This is a genomic window from Arenibacter sp. F26102 (assembly GCF_023015865.1).
Lineage (GTDB): Bacteria > Bacteroidota > Bacteroidia > Flavobacteriales > Flavobacteriaceae > Arenibacter.
Window position 1 is genome coordinate 23,800 of sequence record NZ_JALKBC010000001.1, and the last position, 22,996, is coordinate 46,795.

18 protein-coding genes are annotated in these 22,996 nt (G+C 39.2%); 12 read left to right on the plus strand and 6 right to left on the minus strand.

Annotation, left to right across the window (positions count from 1 at the left end; all coding sequences use genetic code 11):
* Positions 1-95 precede the first annotated feature (95 nt).
* The 3 genes from MWU78_RS00110 (at position 96) to MWU78_RS00120 (ending at position 4,715) form a co-directional block, all read left to right on the plus strand.
* Positions 96-956, plus strand: coding sequence for an MBL fold metallo-hydrolase (locus MWU78_RS00110; RefSeq protein ID WP_246993803.1), 861 nt, complete (start codon positions 96-98; stop codon positions 954-956).
* Positions 957-1,071: 115 nt separating this feature from the next.
* Positions 1,072-2,703, plus strand: a complete 1,632-nt coding sequence (locus MWU78_RS00115) for a S8 family peptidase (protein ID WP_246993805.1) — start codon at positions 1,072-1,074, stop codon at positions 2,701-2,703.
* Between the two features lie 143 nt (positions 2,704-2,846).
* Entirely contained in the window at positions 2,847-4,715 is a 1,869-nt protein-coding gene (locus MWU78_RS00120; RefSeq protein WP_246993807.1) for a M1 family metallopeptidase, read from the plus strand.
* Between the two features lie 67 nt (positions 4,716-4,782).
* On the opposite strand, the gene MWU78_RS00125 is transcribed toward MWU78_RS00120, so the two are convergent.
* Both MWU78_RS00125 and MWU78_RS00130 read right to left on the minus strand, forming a co-directional pair.
* On the minus strand, positions 4,783-5,970 hold the full coding sequence (locus MWU78_RS00125; RefSeq protein WP_246993809.1) for a succinylglutamate desuccinylase/aspartoacylase family protein: 1,188 nt from the start codon (positions 5,968-5,970) through the stop codon (positions 4,783-4,785).
* The gene (locus tag MWU78_RS00130) at positions 5,967-7,817 is read right to left on the minus strand and encodes a CBS domain-containing protein (protein ID WP_246993811.1); all 1,851 of its coding nucleotides are present in this window, start codon (positions 7,815-7,817) and stop codon (positions 5,967-5,969) included. Before MWU78_RS00130 ends, MWU78_RS00125 begins: the two co-directional genes overlap by 4 nt.
* 117 nt (positions 7,818-7,934) lie before the next feature.
* Between MWU78_RS00130 and rnpA the strand changes: the two genes are divergently transcribed.
* Both rnpA and MWU78_RS00140 read left to right on the plus strand, forming a co-directional pair.
* Positions 7,935-8,318 carry a ribonuclease P protein component gene (gene rnpA, locus MWU78_RS00135; RefSeq protein WP_246993813.1) on the plus strand — a complete coding sequence of 128 codons (384 nt, stop codon included), beginning with the start codon at positions 7,935-7,937 and terminating at the stop codon, positions 8,316-8,318.
* Positions 8,319-8,329: 11 nt separating this feature from the next.
* The gene (locus MWU78_RS00140) at positions 8,330-9,958 is read left to right on the plus strand and encodes a S41 family peptidase (protein WP_246993815.1); all 1,629 of its coding nucleotides are present in this window, start codon (positions 8,330-8,332) and stop codon (positions 9,956-9,958) included.
* Positions 9,959-9,990: 32 nt separating this feature from the next.
* Here MWU78_RS00140 and MWU78_RS00145 read toward each other — a convergent pair whose 3' ends face one another.
* Positions 9,991-11,097: a DUF5009 domain-containing protein gene (locus tag MWU78_RS00145; protein ID WP_246993817.1), complete on the minus strand. Its 1,107-nt coding sequence runs from the start codon at positions 11,095-11,097 to the stop codon at positions 9,991-9,993.
* Positions 11,098-11,523: 426 nt separating this feature from the next.
* Between MWU78_RS00145 and MWU78_RS00150 the strand changes: the two genes are divergently transcribed.
* The 5 genes from MWU78_RS00150 to MWU78_RS00170 all read left to right on the plus strand — a co-directional run bounded on the left by MWU78_RS00150 (position 11,524) and on the right by MWU78_RS00170 (position 18,477).
* On the plus strand, positions 11,524-13,647 hold the full coding sequence (locus MWU78_RS00150; RefSeq protein WP_246993819.1) for a PQQ-binding-like beta-propeller repeat protein: 2,124 nt from the start codon (positions 11,524-11,526) through the stop codon (positions 13,645-13,647).
* A gap of 29 nt (positions 13,648-13,676) precedes the next feature.
* Positions 13,677-14,738: a Gfo/Idh/MocA family oxidoreductase gene (locus MWU78_RS00155; protein WP_246993821.1), complete on the plus strand. Its 1,062-nt coding sequence runs from the start codon at positions 13,677-13,679 to the stop codon at positions 14,736-14,738.
* Positions 14,739-14,922: 184 nt separating this feature from the next.
* On the plus strand, positions 14,923-16,083 hold the full coding sequence (gene dgoD / locus MWU78_RS00160) for a galactonate dehydratase (protein WP_246993823.1): 1,161 nt from the start codon (positions 14,923-14,925) through the stop codon (positions 16,081-16,083).
* 41 nt (positions 16,084-16,124) lie between these two features.
* Positions 16,125-17,447, plus strand: a complete 1,323-nt coding sequence (locus MWU78_RS00165) for a GntP family permease (RefSeq protein ID WP_246993825.1) — start codon at positions 16,125-16,127, stop codon at positions 17,445-17,447.
* Position 17,448: 1 nt separating this feature from the next.
* Positions 17,449-18,477 carry an SMP-30/gluconolactonase/LRE family protein gene (locus MWU78_RS00170; protein ID WP_246993827.1) on the plus strand — a complete coding sequence of 343 codons (1,029 nt, stop codon included), beginning with the start codon at positions 17,449-17,451 and terminating at the stop codon, positions 18,475-18,477.
* 7 nt (positions 18,478-18,484) lie between these two features.
* Here the strand turns inward: MWU78_RS00170 and MWU78_RS00175 are convergent, their stop codons facing one another.
* Entirely contained in the window at positions 18,485-19,687 is a 1,203-nt protein-coding gene (locus MWU78_RS00175) for an SH3 domain-containing C40 family peptidase (protein WP_246993829.1), read from the minus strand.
* A 134-nt stretch (positions 19,688-19,821) separates the two neighbouring features.
* Here MWU78_RS00175 and MWU78_RS00180 point away from each other — a divergent pair, with 134 nt between their 5' ends.
* Positions 19,822-21,051 (plus strand): DNA cytosine methyltransferase, encoded by a 1,230-nt coding sequence (locus MWU78_RS00180; RefSeq protein WP_246993831.1) that lies wholly within the window; start codon positions 19,822-19,824, stop codon positions 21,049-21,051.
* A gap of 180 nt (positions 21,052-21,231) precedes the next feature.
* The gene (locus MWU78_RS00185) at positions 21,232-21,606 is read left to right on the plus strand and encodes a hypothetical protein (RefSeq protein ID WP_246993833.1); all 375 of its coding nucleotides are present in this window, start codon (positions 21,232-21,234) and stop codon (positions 21,604-21,606) included.
* Positions 21,607-21,701: 95 nt separating this feature from the next.
* Here the strand turns inward: MWU78_RS00185 and MWU78_RS00190 are convergent, their stop codons facing one another.
* Both MWU78_RS00190 and rpiB read right to left on the minus strand, forming a co-directional pair.
* Positions 21,702-22,142: a GNAT family N-acetyltransferase gene (locus MWU78_RS00190; protein ID WP_246993835.1), complete on the minus strand. Its 441-nt coding sequence runs from the start codon at positions 22,140-22,142 to the stop codon at positions 21,702-21,704.
* Positions 22,143-22,172: 30 nt separating this feature from the next.
* Complete coding sequence (gene rpiB / locus MWU78_RS00195) at positions 22,173-22,604, minus strand: ribose 5-phosphate isomerase B (RefSeq protein ID WP_246993837.1); 432 nt, start codon at positions 22,602-22,604, stop codon at positions 22,173-22,175.
* Positions 22,605-22,996 lie beyond the last annotated feature (392 nt).

Sequence of the window (22,996 nt, forward strand, 5' to 3'; positions counted from 1 at the left end):
TTGACAAAGTGTTAAAAAACCTCTAATAAACCCAAGTTTCAAGAAATATCCTTAGTGCTTTTCTTAATTTGCACATACTTTAGGCTAGGTTATTTATGAAATTATACCCTATAGAATCAGGAAATTTTAAATTGGATGGAGGGGCTATGTTTGGCGTAGTACCAAAATCGATATGGAACAGAACCAATCCTGCAGATTCCAACAATTTGATAGATATGGCCGCCAGGTGCCTATTAATAGAGAATGGTGATCGGCTTACTTTAATAGATAATGGGATGGGCAATAAACAGTCCGATAAATTCTTCGGATATTATTACAGATGGGGAGACCATTCCTTGGATAAATCATTAAACCAATACGGCTTTCACAGAGATGATATCACAGATGTGTTCCTGACGCATCTCCATTTTGACCATTGTGGGGGAAGCATTCAATGGAACAAAGATAAAACCGGATATGAACCGGCCTTTAAAAATGCCGTCTTTTGGACCAATGAGGACCATTGGAAATGGGCCACAGAACCTAATGAACGGGAAAAGGCATCCTTTCTAAAAGAAAATTTACTCCCTATGCAAGAAAGCGGTCAGTTGCAATTTATTGCTAGGAACAACAACCCTTTCATGGACCAATCCGAAATGGACTTTGGAATTCTATTCGTGGACGGACATACTGAAAAACAAATGATTCCCCATATTCAATATAAGGATAGGACTTTGGTCTTTGCTGCGGACCTACTACCTACAGCTGGTCATATTCCTCTACCCTATATTATGGGTTATGATACACGACCCTTATTAACTCTTGCAGAGAAGGCCCTGTTCTTGGAAAACGCAGAGAAAAACAATCATTACCTGTTTTTGGAACACGATGCCCACAACCAAATCTGTACCCTTCAAACCACCGAAAAAGGTATACGTTTAAAAGAAATACATACCTTTGCCCAGCTTTTTGAATAATATGATCAATTATACACTCCTATAAACGGCAAACCATTATTGCATAGCAAGTTTTGAAGCCACATAACCCTGAAATACATTTAATAAGACATTCTAATTTTAACACTATAAATAAATGACACTAACATTAAACAGAACTTTTTTGGCCGTATCGGCCTCTATTTTACTTTATGGGTGTGGCAGTACTGCCCTAATTTCCACACCAATTGGCAATATTGATACGCTTCCCCTTAAAATATCTGAATTGACCGAAACCCAAAAAAAGAATTGGGGTCATGCGGATTTAATTACGGATACCATTCCTGGAATGAGCATAGATAAGGCTTATGAAGAGATCATTAAGAATAAAAAAGGTGAAAAGGTAATAGTAGCAGTGTTGGATTCCGGAATGGACCTTACCCATGAGGATTTAGTAGATGTGTTATGGACCAACAAAGGAGAAATTGCTGGGAATAACATAGATGATGATAATAATGGCTATATAGACGACATACACGGCTACAATTTCTTAGGGGAATCCTATAACGAACAATTGGAAATGGCCCGTATAGTAAGTAAGAAATTAGGAGATGCATCCTTACAAGCCAAGGCCAAAAGTAACTTGGAAAAAGATTATCAGAAAGCAATTCAAAACAAGGGACAGTACGAACAAATACTTCAAGCAGTACAGAATGCGGATAAAGAAGTAAAGGCCCATTTAGGGAAGGATGACTATACTAAAAAAGACCTGACCGAAATTAAAACAGAGGACGAGACAATGCAAAGAAATGTTAGTATTTTGATGCAAATGTTGAGTATCAAGGATACGATCCCAGAAGTACTTTCAGAGCTTAAGGATGGCATTAAACATTTTACAGACCAACTTAACTATAATCTAAATGTAGATTTTGATGGCAGAAAAATCGTTGGTGATGATCCATATAATTTTGACGATAGGGGTTACGGCAATGGCAATCCTAATAATAGGGTTGATGATGAAAGCCATGGAACCCATGTTGCCGGTATTATAGCTGCAAAAAGAAATAACGGCCTTGGTGCCAATGGGGTTGCAAACAATGTAGAAATTATGAATATCAGGGCAGTTCCAAATGGGGATGAGTACGATAAGGATATTGCCTTGGGTATCCGTTATGCCGTGGATAACGGTGCCAAAATTATTAATGGAAGTTTTGGAAAAGCCTACTCTCCAAATGCCCAATGGGTATATGATGCCATTAAATACGCAGCTGACAACGATGTTATTTTTGTGCATGCGGCAGGAAACTCCGGAGAAGATCTTGATGACCCAAACAACCCAAATTTCCCCAACGACCAAATTAATAATGGTCCTGAAATGGCCGATAATGTTATAACTGTAGGGGCTTTAGCAAGTAAATATGGTTCAGAAATGGTGGCCACCTTTTCCAATTATGGCTTTATAAATGTAGATATTTTTGCCCCTGGTGATGATATCTATTCTACCATGCCCAACAATGAATATGATTTTCAGGGAGGTACTTCCATGGCTGCACCAGCTGTTGCAGGAGTAGCTGCCCTGGTAAGATCTTATTATCCAAAATTAACCGCCTCCCAAGTAAAGGCCATATTGATGAATTCTGGCCTTACTACTAAATCCAAAGTAGTAGTTGCAGGCGATTCCTCCAAGGCAATGGATTTTCAAAAAATATCGAAATCCGGTAAAATGATCAATGCTTATAACGCCTTAATAATGGCAGATGCAGTATCTAGAGGTAAAATAAACCTTTAATACAACGGACTAGGCCAAAACAATCATAATGTACAAAGATGTACGATAGTTTTTGTCATCCAAAGTGAATAAATAAAATTCTTAATGGGGAGCGCAGTGGTTATCAACGTTCCCCTTTTTTATAATTATAAAGTTTTAAACGTATGAAATATAACAAGGGACTTTTTATAGGTTTAGTTGTAGCGATCCTAAGCTTAACATCTACATTGGAAGCACAAAACAATACTTCTTACTGGCAGCAACATGTAGATTATGCAATGGAAGTAGACGTGGACGTTAAAAATTACCAATATAGCGGTACCCAAAAATTGGTCTATACCAATAACTCTCCAGATGAACTGAGCCGAGTATATTATCATCTATTTTTCAACGCCTTTCAACCGGGCAGTGAAATGGACATGCGTTTACAAAGCATCGCTGACCCAGACGGTAGAATGATGGAAGAAGGGAAAAGCCGAATAGCAAGCCTCTCCCCTGATGAAATAGGATATCTCCGGGTTACTTCCCTTACTCAGGACAACCTAGCGGTTTCCTATGTGGAAGAAGGTACCGTTTTGGTTGTTGAATTAAATAAACCTATTGCCGCAGGCGGAAAAACTACCTTTGAAATGACCTTTAACGGACAAATACCTTTGCAAATAAGACGAGGTGGTAGAAACAGCAGTGAGGGTGTGGCGTTATCCATGAGTCAGTGGTATCCAAAAATGGCCGAATACGACTTTGAAGGCTGGCATGCCGATCCCTATATAGCCCGTGAATTTCATGGGGTATGGGGCAATTTTGATGTGAAACTGACCTTGGACAAAAAATATGTAGTAGGTGGAACTGGATATTTACAAAATGCCCAAGAAATAGGTCATGGTTATGAAGCTCCAGGGTCAAAAATAAAAAAGACCAAGGGAAAAACACTTACTTGGCATTTTAAAGCCCCAATGGTCCACGATTTTATGTGGGCTGCCGACCCAGATTACATACACGATACCCTACAGGTAGAAAATGGCCCGATGCTACATTTTTTCTACAAGAACGATAAGGATATCATAGAAAATTGGAAAAAACTACAGCCTAAAACGGCTGAGGCCATGCAGTTTTTCAATAAAAATATCGGCGATTATCCTTATGAGCAATACTCAGTAATACAAGGGGGCGACGGTGGCATGGAATACGCAATGAGTACCCTGATCACCGGAGGCAGAAATTTTGGAAGTCTGGTAGGCGTTATGGTCCACGAAATGGCCCATTCCTGGTTTCAGCATGTACTGGCAAGCAACGAATCCAAACACGAATGGATGGACGAAGGCTTCACCAGCTTTATCTCGACCTTATGTATGAACCAAATCATGAACCAAAATAAGGATAACCCCTTTGAAAGTTCCTATCAAGGGTACTACAATTTGGTGGCTTCCGGTAAAGAACAGCCCCAAACTACCCACGCTGATAGGTATGAACTAAATTTTGCCTATGGGGTTGCCGCATATAGCAAGGGTGCAATATTCTTATCGCAATTAGGCTATATCATTGGGCAGGATAAGCTTATGGAGACCCTAAGAAAGTATTATCAGGACTTTAAATTTAAACACCCTACGCCAAACGATATTAAAAGAACCGCCGAAAAGGTATCCGGTATAGAGTTGGACTGGTATCTTACCGATTGGACGCAAACGACCAATACCATAGATTATGGCATTAAGGCCGTGGAGGCAGAGGGGCAAAAGACAAAGGTAAGCTTGGAGCGCCTTGGTCTTATGCCCATGCCCATAGATGTTTTGGTATTGTACAAGGATGGTACACAAGAAACGTTTTACGCACCCTTACGTATGATGCGCGGAGAAAAAGAGAATCCGTATGCCAATTTAAAGAGGACTACATTGCCGGATTGGCCTTGGGCATATCCCAACTATGATTTTATCTTGGATAAATCACTTAACAATATTAAGGCCATTGTATTGGATCCATCCCAACTTATGGCCGATATAGATCCCGAAAATAATGTTTGGCAAGGACAGGAGTAAAAATCAATAAAGTGCTAAATCCGTTTAAAATGACTTTTAATAGACATCTTGAACGGATTTTTTATTTTTAATACCACCATGTGCCACTGTACATCTTATTCTTGGCTGTAGCTTCCCTGCTGCTCATTAAGATTTCATTTTTATTGATCTGCCTATTCCTATAACCCAGTAAGTGAAATAATGGTTTTGCCAAAAATCTGGCAGTTCTTTCATTTACCAACAAGGTTCCCTTTTTCTTATCTGCCCACGAAACCCCCGGTAAAATTGGAAGCAAGGCCGGTATCCTTATTTTTCGCAATACCGCGGATAACCATAGGGCCAATTTGGGAATCCTCCGTATCAGAAAAAATCCATCCTCTCCCTGACTTTGATACAAAGGCATAAAAATGCTCGATTTTTGCAGGGCCAATACTGCCCTTTTATTATGTTCGGCCAATACTTTTCCTTTGTTTACAATATCAAAACTCTTAAATCCGGGCAACATGGAGAATTGGTCCTTGGAACCAATTGGATGTCTGTAAATTATTTCATAAAAACTGCCGTTTTTCATGGCAGAGTTTTGAAGTTGAAGGTAATATTCTTCAAACCCCTTAACATCCAACCTTTTTAGTGCATCACTATAAACCAGTGCCAACCACATAAAAGCTATACTATTATCTACCGATTCCCTTGCGGTGTGCTGGCCGGATTCAAAACCCACAGAAAGATAACCCTGTTCGTTGATATAACTAAGTAAAGGGCCCTCTAGATACTCCTCTATCCCCAAAACTATAGGGACCGGAAAAAGCTTGGAAAATTTCCTGTTGATCAAGGCATCGTTGATAGTAATAAAAGGCAAGGTCTTGCTGGAGGTGGTATGGAAATCAATAAAATAGTAAGGCCCGGATTCTGTTTTTAAAATATCCGACAAGACTTGGTGTATGGATAACAACTCCTTGTCCTCGTTAAGCAGTTCATTTTTTGCTTTGCCTTTAATTATTTCAATTTTTTCATCGGTCCATAACCGGTTTAAGTCACAATCCATAAATCTATTCCCTGCCAAAAGAGCCTCGATATTTCCCCGAATACCATAAATGCTACCATTTATAGGTATTTCTTCTTCCTCAATTCTAAGGAAAACCTCATGTATAGCCATTTCTCCAGAGGGCTCATTGCCATGAATACCACCAAAGAATACCAAGGTAGGACCATTGTTGCTACCGTTTAATTGACCTATGATCCGGTTATTGCCAGTTTGGTTTGCCAAGTTGGTCATAAGTCCTTTGTAGTAATAATACCCACCAATTTTTTACCGTGGACAACAGGTAAACAATTTATACCATTCTCTTCCATTAAGGTTCTTGCCCTGTTCATACTTTCATCTTCAGTTATGGTAATGAGTTCTGTTTTCATCATGTCCCTTATACGGTCTTCAACTTTATTCGGATTCTTCAAATACTCCTTGAGATCGGTCCAAGTTAACAATCCAACCAGATCCAAATCATCATTGAGTATGGGTATATGATGAATATTTTTCCACTGCATCATTTTCAATACCAATTCCGAACTATCGCTATCTTGCGCAGTTATGGTCTTTGTGTTCATGTTTTGGTAAACTTTTTTATCCTTTTTATTTAGAACAAATTCATCTCCTCTTGGCAATTGCCAAGCATCTACCGGATAACCCTTTTGTTGACTCTTATACATTTTGGCCGTTAAGATGGTCAACGCCTCGGGTAGCTTATATTCCTTTCTAAGTTTTCTATAACTTTTAACCATCCATCTGGAACCATTGGCCGATCCGATCCTTTTTTCAATAATTTTTAAATAATGCTCAGCATCCTTTGGTGCCACCCCCATACTATACAAACCCTTAAAAGCCATCGGCAATAAGTGATCCAACAATAATTGCTGACTGGATAGAAGTTGTCCATCCCAATAAAACTGGGCTGCCATACCATATCTTGCGGCACTGAAAAAATTGCCTTTAACATCGTTGAAATCCATCTTGGTGTGGATGGAATCATACTTTTTAGGCCTACCCAGCATAACGCCTACCCATAGCATCATATTCGCAATTTCATCTTCCGTAGTGGGTCCGGATGGGATATACCTGTTCTCAATTCTAATGTGAGGCTTGCCATTTGTAATGCCATAGCAGATACGGTTCCAGGTATACACCGTACCGTTATGGAGTGCCAGTGCCTTTAACTTAGGTATTTTTCCCTGTTTCAATTCGCTTAGGCTGTCCACTTGGACATTGGAGGTAAGAAGGCTTCTAAATCCCGTTATGGATTCTTTAAAATAATCCACAACTGTGCCCCTTGCCCAGTTATTACCAAAATTGACCCTTGGTTCCCGCTCATTCAATAAAAAGGAGCTGGCCCTGGTATCCACACTTTGTGTAAATAGGGCAATTCTGGTTTCTTCCCACAACTCCCTACCAAAAAGCATAGGGGAATTGGTACAAATGGACAGAATTGGTCCTGCTATGGCTTGGGACCAATTATAAGTGTCCACAAAATCATACGGATCTATCTGTAAGTGCGATTGGAAACTGGTATTGCATCCTTCATATAAAACGGAGTCGTGGTGAATGTTTAATTCATCCACCCCTTTAATATGAAGTTCTATATCCTTGTTTCTTATTTCCTTAATAACCTCGTTCAGTACCTGATAGCGGGCAATTGGAGTCATATACCCAATATCCAAATGCCTTTTTGAAATGGTCGGCAAAATTCCGCAGAGTATTATCTTATTGCCATATTCCTCAGCTGCCTTGTCGGCCTTTGCCAATAAATGATCTAGCTGTAAATGCATTTCCGAAAAGCAATTCCCGGTCAACAGAATTGGATCTAAATTAATTTCCAGATTGTATAGGGCCAATTCGGTGGTAAAATGAGGGTCATCTATATCTTTAAGAATTTCCAATGCCTTGTTGGACGGCTGCCATGAGCTATCTACCAAACAAAATTCCTGTTCGGCACCAATTCTAATCGGACTTCGTTCAAACAACTTGTTTTCCAGTATTTGTTCCAAGGCCGTGATGTCTGCCAACAATTGTTTTATATACCTAGCCTTAAGAGGATTGTTCCTTAATTTTTCAACTTGCAATTCTCCCATATATCCATGTTTAGCGTTTTAATAAAAATGTAACCTAAGATAAGGGCTAAGGAGATTTTGTACTATGATGATTGTCATATCCCATAACTGTGGTTTTTATTTTTACTTTTGCGGAGAATGTCGTTTAGATTCCCAAAAACAGAAAAGCTAAAGAGCAAAAAACTAATTGAGCAGTTGTTTGCCGAAGGGGTTGGTATTACCAATTATCCCATTAAACTTGTATACCTTAAAACCACCTTTGAAGATGCTTCCAAATGTAAGGTAGGGGTAACCGTTTCAAAAAGAAACTTTAAAAGTGCCGTAAAAAGAAACCGTATTAAAAGATTGATGCGCGAAAGCTACAGGCTGAACAAACACCTAATTTTTAACAACATAGAGGGCGACTTTGCGTTTATGTTTTTATACCTTGGCAAGGAGATACCATCGCAATCCAGAATAACGGATGCTATGGTTCCCCTTATGCAGAAATTTGTTGGTCAATTGGCAAAGGGTAGCAAATAAATTATGAACTAATGAAAGAGATATTAAAGAAGAGGGTACTTATTCCCATTATCGCAATTACCCTATTAATTGCAGGAAGTAGTTTTAAGGGCGATTTTTTTGAGATTGCCAAACAGATCGAAATTTTTACTACCCTATTCAAAGAGTTGAACATGAACTATGTGGATGAGACCAATCCAGCAGAACTAATGGATACGGCCATTAAAAACATGTTGGAAGAGCTTGATCCCTATACCAAATTCCTTAACGAACAAGACGTAGAATCCTTCAAAATAAACAATGCCGGGGAATATTCCGGTATTGGGGCAATAGTAAGAAGTTACAAGGATAAAATAGTTATTGTTGAACCTTACAAGGGCTATCCAGCCGATAAGGCGGGACTTAAGGCAGGGGACGAAATTATTAAGATTGGTGATATTGCCATAGCAGATGTTAAGGATGATGCGGACGAACTTTTAAAGGGTGCCAGCAACACAAGTGTGGGCATTACCTATGTTAGACAGGGAGAGACCAAATCTACCACTGTAAATAGGGAATCCATAGAAGTAGACGCTGTTCCTTATTATAAAATGATCAACGGTAATACAGGTTATATTGTTCTATTAAAATTTAATAAGAAAGCTACGGAGCAAACAAAAAAAGCACTCCTTGATCTTAAAAACGATGGAGCCAATAAAATTATTCTGGACCTAAGGGATAATCCTGGAGGCCTATTGAGTGAAGCCATAAACGTTACCAATCTTTTTATCCCTAAAGGAGAACTTGTGGTAACCACTAAATCCAAAGTAAAAAAATTCAATCGGGAATATAAAACTACCAACCAGCCAGTGGATACCGAAATACCATTGGTAGTATTGGTCAACGGCAGAAGTGCCTCGGCCAGTGAAATTGTCTCGGGCAGTCTACAGGATTTGGACCGTGCCGTGATAGTAGGGGCAAGAAGCTTTGGCAAGGGATTGGTACAGCGTCCTTTAAAACTTACTTATGGCACCCAATTAAAAGTAACCATCTCCAGATATTATACGGCATCCGGAAGATGTATTCAATCTTTGGATTATTGGAATAGGGATGAGAATGGAAATGCAGTTAAAAATACCCAATTTAGGGATTTCAAAACCAAAAATGGACGTAAAGTACAAGATGGAGGCGGTGTTTTACCCGATATAGAAATTGCTGCCGCCAAAACAAATACACTTACCCAAGCCCTGCTATCGGGTAACGTTATTTTTGATTTCGCCACCGACTATTATTATAACAATACCTTAGAAAAGGTAATGGATTTCAGCTTTAACGATGTTAATTTCACATCATTTAAGAATTATGTGTCCAAAAGTAATTTTGACTTTGAAACCAAAGCTGAAAAAGCGCTTAAGGAAGCCATGGCGGGAGAGGACAGCGCCCTTTATAGCAATTCCGTTACCGCAAACTATAAATCACTTTTGTTGGAAATGGACAAAAGCAAGATTATGGCCTTGGATAAATACAAAGCGGAAATACAAAAGAATTTGGAGGATGAGATTCTGAAACGTTATTTCTACAGGGAAGGACTTTATGATTATCATCTACAAAATGACGAAGCCATAATGACTGCTTCCGTCCTATTAAATGATAATGGTAAGTATCGGGATATCCTAAAATAATCGCTACTCCGAGAACCAATGTTCTTTACTCCTTATATCTTAAAATATACCTTCTTTTGATCTAAAAAGTAGGTTAAATACCAAAACATAAATAGTACAAATAAGGAATTTATTACCCATATTAATCCTTCCTGTACACCTAAAGGAGCCAATATTCCTTCGGTAAAAATATGCCCAAAATCTCTAAACCATTGAGCCCCCACTGTTTCGGCAAACAAATAAATAAAAATGGAATTGGTCCCCACAACAGAAAAGATCTTCAACCATTTGTTCTTATGGTCCTTAATGTCTATCCACCAGTAAAATAATGCCAATGCCAGCAATGCCCATCCTCCCGATGCCAGGGTAAATGAGGTCGTTGCTATTCTTTTTATGATTGGTGTTATTCCTAATAAATCCATCCCATAGCCCACAACAAGTAAGGCTGCTCCCCACATTAATATGGGACTTAACTTTTCCTTGCCCGATTTATTGGAAAGCAACAATTGGCCACAGATAACACCAATTACCGTATGGACCGCAGTAGGCAGAAAATTGATGAAAACCCAGCCTCCGCTATTAATTTTACCCATCACCAACATATCTATCCAAGATCCAAAACTTTGTCCTTGATTATAAGGATCCTGTGGGTTATAAACCCGATATAGAATTTCGGTTAGTATTAAAATCCCAAGACAAATTATTATCTGGGTGCGGTGCGGAAGATTCATAATGGCGTACGCGATAAGGATTGTAAAAGCCAATTGGACCAAAACGTTCCACAGTTCCCATACCAAAGCCTGGCTATATACGCAGTGCAACAATACTCCAAAACTAAAAAGCAAAAAACATCTTCTTAAAATATGTTGGGTAGCGGCCTTTCTACTTCCAGTAGCCAAGCGTTTTTTTAGTGAAAATGGCATGGCCACTCCCACAATAAACATAAAGAAAGGCTGTATAAGATCCCAAAACCGCAATCCGTTCCAAGGATGATGGTGCAACTGTTCCGCCAATGGGTGCAAAACGGCGTTGTTTTCCGCATAGTCCCCAAAACTCCCGTGAAACCCTGCGGCCTCTGCAATGAGTAAAAACATGGTTAATCCTCGAAATACGTCTAGGGAAAATAACCTTTTGGAAAGGTTGGTAGCTTCGTTGGTCATTTTGTATGTGGTTGCTTATTTGGTAGGAACAATGTAGTGATTTTCTAATGACATTCATAAAATATCAAGAATGTTGTCAAATTGCCCCATCCCCATTGGAATAGTAGAAGCCACTCTTTTTCCCACGGACCAAAATAGTTTAGGCATTAAAGTGTTGCCGCCATGCCGCTTATGAATATTTTAATTAATTTTCGCTTTTTTGAAGATCTAGGAAAACTAATTTTTCCTGTCCTTCAAAAAACGATGAATAAGTTATAGTACAAATAATTATTTGCTTTATAAACCCTATCCTCTTTCGGGATATTTTAAACAGTGCTAAACTGAGCCTTCTTACTATCCAACCAAAATAAAAGAATTTGGTACAAGCAAGAAATATCACCTTTATTCCTTAAAAATTAATTAATTTAAGCGATAAAACCACCACCAATGTCGCTTCAAATTGCCAAATATTTATTGCTCATAACCGCAGCGGCCCTTTTTTTAACAGGCTGCAAGGATGTTACTTCCACCAAGACCGATTCCAGTAGGTATACCAATTGGTCCTCCTATTTGGGCGGACCGGACCGCAACCACTATTCCACACTTTCACAAATAACCCCGGAAAATGTTACCCAACTTAAGGTGGCCTGGTCTTACTCCGCCCCGGATAGCGGTCAGATGCAGATGAACCCCATTGTGGTAGATACCATCTTATACGGAGTTACGGCCGCATTAAGGGCCGTGGCACTCGCCGCCAGAACTGGATCGGAAATATGGATATTTGGCGATTCTTTAAACCAGGAGAATTCCACCAGTCGAGGCGTATCATATTGGAAAAAAGATGGTGATGAACGCATTCTGTTTACCCAAGGCGCCAATCTTTTTGCCCTAAATGCCAAGACAGGCGAACGTATTTCTTCATTCGGGAAAAGTGGAAAAATTGACCTTCACTCCGGATTACCGTCAAACGCAAAAGATAAATTTGTAGTATCCAACACTCCGGGAACGGTTTACAAGGACTTAATTGTAATGCCCATTCGGCTGTCTGAGGGAAGTGGTGCAGCGCCGGGAGACATTATGGCTTTTAATGTAATAACGGGGGCCCTGGAATGGGCATTCCATACCATACCCTATCCTGGTGAACCTGGTAATGAAACATGGGAAGATCCCAACACCTATAAAAGTGACACCGTAGGCGCGGCCAACAATTGGGCCGGAATGGCCTTGGATGAGCAAACTGGAATCCTTTACGTGCCAACAGGATCTGCAGCTCCCGATTTTTATGGTGGCGATAGAAAGGGTAGTAATCTTTATGCCAATTCTTTACTGGCATTGAATGCCAATACCGGAAAACTCCTTTGGCATTATCAATTCACACATCACGATCTATGGGATAGAGATCCTCCAGCACCCCCCAACCTGTTAACAATTTCCAGAGCGGGAAAAAAGATTCCGGCCGTGGCACAGGTGACAAAGCAGGGATATGTGTTTCTTTTCGACAGGGCAACGGGAACCCCATTGTTCGATATTGAAGAGATTGCCGTACCCGCCTCTACTTTAGAAGGTGAAAAAACATGGGACACGCAACCGTTTCCAACAAAACCCAAGCCTTTTGCAAGGCAATCCAATCTTTTGACCGAAAAAGACCTTAGTCCATATGCCGAAAATAAGGAGGAATTACTGACCCAGTTCAATGAAGCGGATAAAAGAATTTATGCTCCGCCTAGTTTAGAACCAGTACTTCTTCTTCCCGGATATGATGGGGCTGCGGAATGGGGAGGTGCCGCCGCCGATCCCGAGGAAGGTATTATTTACATAAATTCCAATGAAATGGCCTGGTTTCTACAAATGAAAAAAGATACCTTGGATACAAGCCTGCCATTAGGGGAAAGTACCTATAACAAATATTGTGTTGTATGCCATCAAAAAAATCGTAAAGGACTCGTGGCCAGTGGATATCCATCCCTTCTAAATCTAAAATCCACTCATAAAAAAGACGCTGTTGCCTTGACTATTCAAAAGGGAAAAGGAATGATGACCGGGTTTCCACAGATTAAGAAAGAGGAAATGGACGCATTGCTTCAATTCTTGTATGGAGAGGAGAAATTAAAAAATGTAGCTGAAAATAAGGCAAAACCTATAGAAACTATCTATAAACATACCGGGTATAAAAAATTCTTGGACAGTAATGGACTGCCTGCCATTTCCCCGCCATGGGGCACATTACATGCCATTGACCTCAATACCGGGGATTACCTTTGGTCCATTCCTTTTGGAGAAACTTTGACTCTGAAAGAAAAAGGATTCCCTCAGACAGGATCGGAAAACTACGGCGGCGCCATAGTGACCAAAAATGGACTTTTGTTTATCGGGGCGACAAAGGATGGATATTTTAGAGCTTTTAATAAAAACAACGGTAAGTTACTTTGGGAATACAAACTCCCAGCAGCAGCATTTGCCACTCCCGCCATGTATGAACTGGACGGCAAGCAGTATATAGCCATTGCATGTGGTGGTGAAAAATTAGGAACCGAAAAAGGGAATCAGATTATTGCTTTTGCCTTGGAATAAAAAATAAAGAAACTATATAAATTAAGATTATGAACAAACTAAAAACGCTTGTCGTAGGGTGCGGAAATATGGGTATTTCCCATTCCAGGGCCTATCATCGACTTCCTGAATTTGAAATTGTGGGACTTGTAAGCCGTAAGCCCCAAAGTAGGGAAAAATTATCCAAGGAATTGGGAGGCTTGCCCACCTATGATAACTTTGATACTGCCTTGAGGGAATCCAAACCAGATGTAGTATCAATTAATACCTATCCGGACACCCATGCCGACTATGTTAGAAAAAGTCTAAATGCAGGAGCCCATGTTTTTGTTGAAAAACCACTTGCCCTAACGGTTGAGGAAGCTGAAGAATTAGTGGCTTTGGCGAAGGCAAAAAACAGGAAAATGGTGGTTGGTTATATCCTTAGGGTACATCCTTCATGGACCAAGTTTGTGGAGATTGCGCGTACACTTGGCAAACCTTTGGTAATGCGAATGAACTTAAACCAACAAAGTTCTGGAGATATGTGGTATACCCATAAACAGTTAATGAATTCTATGTCGCCCATAGTGGATTGTGGCGTTCACTACGTGGATATTATGTGTTTAATGACCCAATCCACACCCATTAGTGTCAGTGCCATTGGAGTTAATTTAACTAAAGAAATCGATGCCAAAATGTATAATTACGGCCAATTACAGGTGCGCTTTAAAGATGGGTCCGTTGGATGGTACGAGGCAGGTTGGGGACCCATGATGAGTGAAACAGCCGTTTTTATCAAAGATGTGATTGGCCCAAAAGGTGCCGTTTCCATCGCGGACAAACCAAAGAACGATTCCCAGGATATAGAGGGACATACCAAAACGGGCAGTCTACAAATTCATTTCAGCGAATTGACCAAAGAGGGGAATTTCGTTAAAAAAGACGAATTTATTAGAACCGAAGATGAGCCAGATCATGACGAACTCTGTCTATTGGAACAGGAATATTTGTTAAACGCGATTAAGAAGGATGTTGATCTGTCATCCCATTTGTTGGATGCCATCAATAGCCTGAAAATTGTATTGGCAGCCGACGAGTCGGTTAAAACCGGAAAAACTGTTATACTTTAATTAAATCGGTTAAAAAATTACGATATTCTAAATATTCATAACAATTAGTTATATTTAATTCGAAAATACTTTATGGAGTCATGGGCCGGTTAAATGGCTTTCATCCATTTAAAAACCAACCAGCAGAAAATAAAAACAAATTCTATAATACCCTACAAAGGGCTGAAGTTTTTGTAAAACCACTATGAAGGAACAACTTATTATCGAAAAAATTGAACTGTTTAAAGTGCCTCCAAGGTGGCTTTTTGTTAAAGTGACCACTAGAGAGGGGATTATTGGCTGGGGCGAACCCGTAGTGGAAGGAAAGGCAGATACGGTGGCCGCCTGCGTAATGGAACTACAACAATACCTCATCGGGAAGTCGGCCTCAAATATTGAAGACATATGGCAAATACTCTATCGTGGAGGGTTTTACCGCGGTGGCCCCATTCTTATGAGTGCCATTTCAGGTATAGACCAGGCACTTTGGGATATAAAGGGAAAATTCCTTGGTGTTCCTGTTTACGATTTATTGGGTGGAGCGGTGCGACATAAAATGAAAATGTACTGCTGGATAGGAGGAGATCATCCGGAAGTGTTATTGGAGCAGGCACACGAAAAGGTAAAGGCCGGGTTCCAGGCCGTAAAAATGAACGCTACTGGGGGTATGGACTGGATTTCCACCTTAAAGGATGTTAAACTGGTAGCCAACAACATTAGATTATTAAGGGAGGAATTTGGAAGCGATTTGGATATAGGATTGGATTTTCATGGCCGCGTACATAAAGGCATGGTAAAAAGGCTAATAGATGAACTGGCGCCATATGAACCTATGTTTATTGAAGAACCTGTACTTAGCGAAAATAACGATGCCTTAAAACATATTTACTCTTACACCAGTATACCTATTGCCACAGGGGAGCGTATGTTTTCCCGTTGGGATTTTAAGAAAATTCTGGAAGAGGGTGTGGTAGACATTATCCAGCCAGATCTAAGTCACGCTGGAGGTATTTCCGAGGTAAGGAGAATAGCGACTATGGCCGAGGCCTATGATGTAGCATTGGCTCCCCATTGTCCATTAGGCCCTATATCATTGGCTTCTGCATTACATGTCGATTTTGTCTCTGCAAATGCCTTTATCCAGGAAAACAGTATCGGAATCCATTACAATCAGGGCTTTGATCTGTTGGACTATGTACTGAATCCCGAAATTTTCGATATCAGGGATGGGTATATTGAATTGTTTCAAAAACCGGGACTAGGCGTTGAAATGAATGAAGAAAAATTAAGGGAGGGTCAAAAAATAGGTCATAATTGGGCAAATCCAATATGGCGTGGCAGTGATGGAAACTTTACCGAATGGTAAGTATATATAACTGAATAACACCATTAACCAACCAAAAAACCATGACCTACCTTATTGCTTTAGTTCTTTCACTCGCCCTATTGATTATAGGTATCATTAAATTTAAAATACATCCTTTTTTTGTGCTCCTTTTTTCGGCCATCGCCTATGGGTTTATGACAGGAATGGATATTGAAGCCATTATCAATTCCATCAACAACGGATTTGGGGATATAATGGGTAAAATAGGACTTATAATCCTGTTTGGAGTTACCATTGGTAAGGTCCTGGAAAAATCGGGTGGAGCGTTTGTTATCGCCTCCAAAATTTTACAATTAATAGGGGCAAAATCCATCCACTTGGCCATGCTCCTTACGGGATATATACTTTCTATTCCAGTATTTGCAGATAGTGCACTTTTAATAATGAACCCTTTAAACAAAGTGCTCTCCTCCAAGGCAGGTGTTTCCTTTGCAGGTACCACCGCGGCCCTGGCATTAGGTTTAACAGCTTCGCATACCATGGTGCCACCTACCCCTGGACCTATTGCCGCCGCAGGTATTTTGGGGGCAGATTTGGGGAGTGTAATGATTTGGGGTTTGCTGATAAGTAGTATTTCCTTAATTGCCTGTTATTTCTTTGCAACCAAATTCGCATCCCGAATTCATGTTCCTATAATCCTCGAGGCTGTGACTACCAAACAGGAACAACCGGCCCTTTGGAAATCCTTATTGGCCATTGTAATTCCCATTTTGCTGATTATTTTTAAATCGGTCATGGATTACCCGGAATTCACCTTTCAACCTTCAATATTTAAAACAGTTATATCATTTTTGGGTACTCCAGTAATTGCCCTTTTGGTAGGGGTTTTATTGTCCCTTGTTTTACCTAAGAAGTTGGATGAAAAGATTTTCTCCGCCACAGGTTGGTTTGGAGAATCGTTAAGGGAGGCCGCTCCAATTATTTTTATTACCGGTGCAGGTGGTATTTTTGGAAAGATGTTGCAAAATTCGGGAATTGCCGATACCATTACTTCAGAGTTTACGGGTATGGAGTTAGGTTTGTTTCTACCCTTTCTATTGGCTGCCTGTCTTAAGACCACTCAGGGATCCTCTACTGTGGCTTTGGTAACCACTGCCTCCATAATAGCCCCGTTAATGCCCGCATTAGGACTTAGCGAGCCATTTATGGCTACAATGACCGTTTTGGCAATAGGTGCAGGAGCATCAGTAGTATCCCACGTAAACGACAGTTTCTTTTGGGTACTGACCCAACTTACCGGAATGAATGTAAAACAAGGCTATCAGATTCAATCTGCCGGAACTTTTGTTTTAGGTGTCACTTCCATGACCGTTATCACTATAATCGTTAAAATAATGACCTAAAATGAATAAAATAACATATGCTATCATAAGCTCCATTCTTCTCTTGGGGTCTTGCAAGGAAGTGAGCAAAAAATCAATGCCTGATAAAGATATTTCTTCATCATTTTCAATAGAAATACTTGATGACGAAGCGCTGGAGATTATTGATCCAAAATCGAAAATTGAGGTACTTGCAAGCGGCTTTGCCTGGACCGAAGGACCACTTTGGATAAAAGAGGGCAACTATTTATTGTTTTCGGACATCCCAAATAATAAGGTCTACAAGCTAGATCCAAAAAATAATGATACGGTTACCTACCTACATCCCTCAGGGTTTTCGGGAACCAACTTTACCGGAGAAGAACCGGGTTCCAATGGTCTTTTGCTTAACAAGCAGGGTGACCTAGTTCTTATGCAACACGGCAATCGTCAGGTAGCCAAAATGAATACGCCCTTAAATTCTCCTAAACCAGACTTCTCCTCCTTGGTTTCCTCTTATATGGGCAAGAAATTGAATAGTCCCAATGACGGCACTTACGATAACAATGGCAACTTATATTTTACCGATCCCCCATATGGCTTGCCAAAAAGAATGAATGATCCCGCCAAAGAGCTGGATTTTCAAGGAATTTATTGCCTGTTGTCGTCGGGTGAATTAATATTATTGGATTCCCTTTCAAGACCTAACGGAATTGGAATATCAACCGATGGCAACACGCTATATGTGGCAAATTCTGACGAGGAACATGCGGCTTGGTACCAATATAACATAGTGGAACCAGGAAAAGTAAGCGATAAGAAGCTTTTCTATGAGGTAACCGATCTTATAGGAAAAAAAGGGCAACAGGGCTTTCCGGACGGTTTAAAAATAAATAGTAAGGGAATTATTTTTGCTACAGGACCTGGCGGTGTTTGGATCTTTAATCCCATGGGGGAAGCTTTGGCAAGAATCCATACGGGACAGGCCACCGCAAATTGCGCTTTTGATACGGAGGAAAAAAGACTCTACATGACTGCAGATGACTATATTTTAGCGGTCAACTTAAAATAATCTGGGCTTAGTCCTTGAAAACAGGTGTTTTTGCGAGCTCAATTAATCCGTCTTTGGATTCCTCGAGATATCGATTGGAACGCAAATATCTATTTAAATTATACGCGTCATAATTAGGTGCATTTTTGTCCATACTACTAATATGCACCCTTCCGGCAGAGTGGATAAATTCATTGTTCCCTATCCACATACCCACATGGATTACACGTTCTTTGGTCGTATCCGTTGCCGGTTTGCCAAAAAATAATAAATCGCCAGGAACCAACTTATCAAAATCCTTCTCAGTATCTACCTGTTTACCGGTATGGATTTGTTGTGAAGCGTCTCTTGGTAAAACAATACCGTTTAAAAAATATATTGTTTTTGTGAATCCACTACAATCTACCCCCTTGGTAGAAGTACCTCCCCACAGATATGGGACACCCATTAAGGTTTTGGAAGTTTCCACCAAAGATTCCTGACTGGGATCCAAAGCGGCCAACCAAGTATCATAATCCATGGCTTCATTTTTGGAAATATAAGCCTTTCTTTCGTCTGGATAAGCTACAAAAAAGAACTCCCCTTCTTCTCCAATAAGTTCCAATACGCCTCCTGCCACCATGTCGGAAACCACTTGAGTATCCTTATCCGGTTCTGAATAGGAGTGTCCTATGGTATTAATGTAAATAACTTTTGGTGTGGATTTCCAAGCAGTATATCTCTCACTGGAAAGTGCCACTATTCCTCCCCCGTCTACCCATGATAAATATTTATCCGGAGTTTGAATCAAATACCAGTCATCCTCTTCCTTCAATACTTTTACAGGCGTTCCCAAAGTGGCCTGGGTCACCAATTCGGACGAATGTGCAGGCTTACCCCTTAAATTTGCCACGGAGATGGTAATTAAGCCGTGGTTAGAGCCCTCTAAATGGGAAGCTGGCAATAATTGAATACTATCTATAAAGTTGATTTTATTTTCTACCAACCTATCTTTGAAGGTAGCAACGGCCACCGGCAAATCGGACTCCCCTTTCAAAATATTTTCATTCCCACTTTTAACTAATTCAACATTAAAAAGGGCCACCCTTTTGTCCGGAGCATATTCTTGTTTTATATCTTCCAACAAGGTATTAATGGCAAGCTCACCTTGGTCAACTTTGGGTTCACAGGAAAGGAATAATAATACTCCTGAAATAAATGGAAAAAATATTCCCTTAAGGCGACAATTCATGTAAACTATTTTAGGCTTGTGAAACGAAAATCATTTTGGAATCCGGAAAATTATAAAAATTTAAGGATTGTGAGGTACTACAATTCGTAAAATTAAATTTATGACTTATTTTTTGTCTAATTTTAGACACTGCAATGACGAAAAAATTAAAAACCATAGAATTATTTGCCGGAGTTGGAGGCTTTCGATTGGGCTTGGAAAGAACGAGAAACTACGAGATAATTTGGTCCAACCAATGGGAGCCATCTACCAAAATCCAACACGCTTCTTTGGTATATGAACATAACTTTGGTAAGGAGAATCACTGCAATAAAGATATATCGGAAGTTCCTGTTACCGATATTCCTGATCACGACATTTTGGTGGGAGGGTTTCCCTGCCAGGACTATTCGGTAGCCACCTCCCTAAAGAATTCCAAAGGTCTAATTGGAAAAAAAGGGGTGCTATGGTGGAGTATACACAACATATTGAAGGAGAAGAAAAGCAAACCAAAATACCTCTTTTTGGAAAATGTAGACCGGTTGTTAAAATCGCCCTCTAACCAAAGAGGGAGAGACTTCGCTGTAATGCTGAAAAGTTTGGACGACTTGGGCTATGCTGTAGAATGGCGCGTTATTAATGCCGCGGATTATGGAATGCCACAACGCAGGAGACGGGTATTTATTTTGGCTTATCATAAAACAACGGCAATCTACAAATCCCTTAAATCATTAGATCCATTAACATGGCTAATTAAAAATGGAACAATTGCCCAATCCTTCCCAGCTAATTTGGTATCGTCTCAAATAACCAATTTAAACTTGGACGGTGATTTGATTACTATTTCCAATAATTTCAATTTAGAAGAGAAGCTGTCACCATTTCAAAATACAGGAATCTGTATTGATGGTACTATTACCACTACAAAGACTACTGCCAATTATATAGGACCAAAAACAACTCTTGGTGATATTCTTCATAATGGTAAAATAACCGATGACTTTTTAATTGCTCCTGAAGATATAGACAAATGGGAATATCTTAAAGGTGCAAAAAAGGAATTACGCCAGGCTAAAAACGGATTTCAATATCAGTATGGGGAAGGGAAAATGGTATTTCCAGATAATCTTGACAATGCTTCCAGAACAATAATTACAGGTGAAGGAGGAAAAAGTCCCTCACGATTTAAACATGTTGTTAAAACCCAAAAAGGATTAAGAAGGTTGACCCCCGTAGAACTGGAACGCTTAAATATGTTTCCGGACAATCATACAAAACTCCAAGGAATAAGTGATACCAAACGCGCTTTTTTTATGGGAAATGCGCTTGTAATCGGCGTTGTAGAACAAATAGGCAAAACCCTATTCGATAAAATTAATATGTAACCTGCAGTTATTAATTAAATATTCTCAACTACATGGTCTACACCTTTAATTACATTTTAGGCTAGTCCTTTTTACAATAAATTATCCTAGTCCTGTTTTTTTTTGTTAAACTCCACATAAATAACTGTTAATCAGCGTATTTATTTGCTTTTTGTCGATTTTTTTTCGTAAATTACGACTATGATAAAAATTGAAAAGTCAGCTAACGAGGAGTTCATAAAGAAATCCATTAACCATTTGGAAGCGCACGGTTTTGAAAAAATCAAGGCGGATTTAGAAGGTTATGATTGTCCAAAATCCTATTTAAAAAAGGGTAGTGACACCAAAATTACCCCAGATATTGTGGCCTTAAAAAATGGTAAAAAATACTATTTTGAAATCAGTTTAAAGTCCGATAGGCCTCTATTGTTAAAATCAAAATGGTTGTTTTTGGATACGCTAAGTAGAATGAATTCCAATCGCTTTAAAATTATAACCACAAAAGGGCACTATAAATTTACGGATAGTATGTTGGAGGACATTAATTTAAGTGACAAAACACCTATTAAAATTTAAATTTACATAGCTAGACTATATTCCACAAGAGCTGTAATTACAGCTCTTTTTTATGGACTGAATCGAAATAACTTAAGAAACAATAATAAATTTAACTACTCCTTGATCATCGCAAGATGCGGAATACCGTCTTCCAAATATTCCTCACCAATTTTCTTAAAACCAAGGGAAGTATAAAATTTGGTTAAGTATTTCTGAGCAGAAATATGTATTGGTGTTGAACCAAAATTTTGTTCTATAACAGCAATTGAAGCTTGCATAATTTGTAATCCAAAACCAAACTGACGTTCAGATTTTCTTACCACTACCCTACCTATACTCGCTTCCTTAAAATAGTCCCCAGCCTTAAAAACTCGGGTATATGCCACAACTTTTTTATTTTTAGACCCAATTACATGAAGGGCAAATTCATCTTTTCCGTCCAAATCCTGGTATACACAGTCCTGTTCAACAACAAATACTTCACTTCTTAATTGCAAAATATCATAAAGTTCCTGGACCCCAAGTTCATGAAACTTTTTTATTTCTACCTTCATAAATAAGGACAATACTTTATAACAATTATTTTACTTACAGGCAATCTTCTCTATTCTTCTTTCATGACGACCACCTTCGAAAGAGGTATTCAAAAATGTTTTCACCATCTCCAACGCCTGAGGTAAGGAAATAAACCGTGCAGGTAGGCTTAAAATATTGGCATCATTGTGTTCCTTGGCCAATTGTACAATCTCGGTGGTCCAACATAAGGCTGCCCTAATTTTCTGATGCTTGTTAGCCGTCATGGAAACTCCATTACCACTTCCACAAATTATAATTCCTAAATCCACATTGCCTTCCTCCACTTCCCTGGCCACGGGATGTACAAAATCGGCATAATCAACACTATCAGTGCCATCAGTACCATGATTTACTACATCTACATCCATAGATTTCAGTAAACCAATTATTGCAAGTTTATACTCGGTTCCAGCATGATCATTACCTATAGCTATTTTCATTGTTTAAGGTTGCTTATTGATGAATAAAGTAACACAATACATATATGAAATAAGTACTCATATATACACAAATGTACAAATACCCGTGGTTTCACCACAAAAATGAGGTTATTAACAACATTAATTTTAGAAAAAAAGAAAACCGTTGTTATTTAGTGGTTTAATAACAATGGCTTATTGTTAACAAACTACTTATAAAAAGTAAATATTAAATTTTGATTATCCACTTTAATTTTGCTTTACAAAATGTTATCCTAAATGAATAATTTACTTCTTAGAAACTAATAGAAAGATATTAAATAATTAAACGAAGTAATTAACATTCCCATTACATTAACTTTTCAATAATTTTATGTTGATATAGGTTGTCAACAAATATTAATAACCCATTT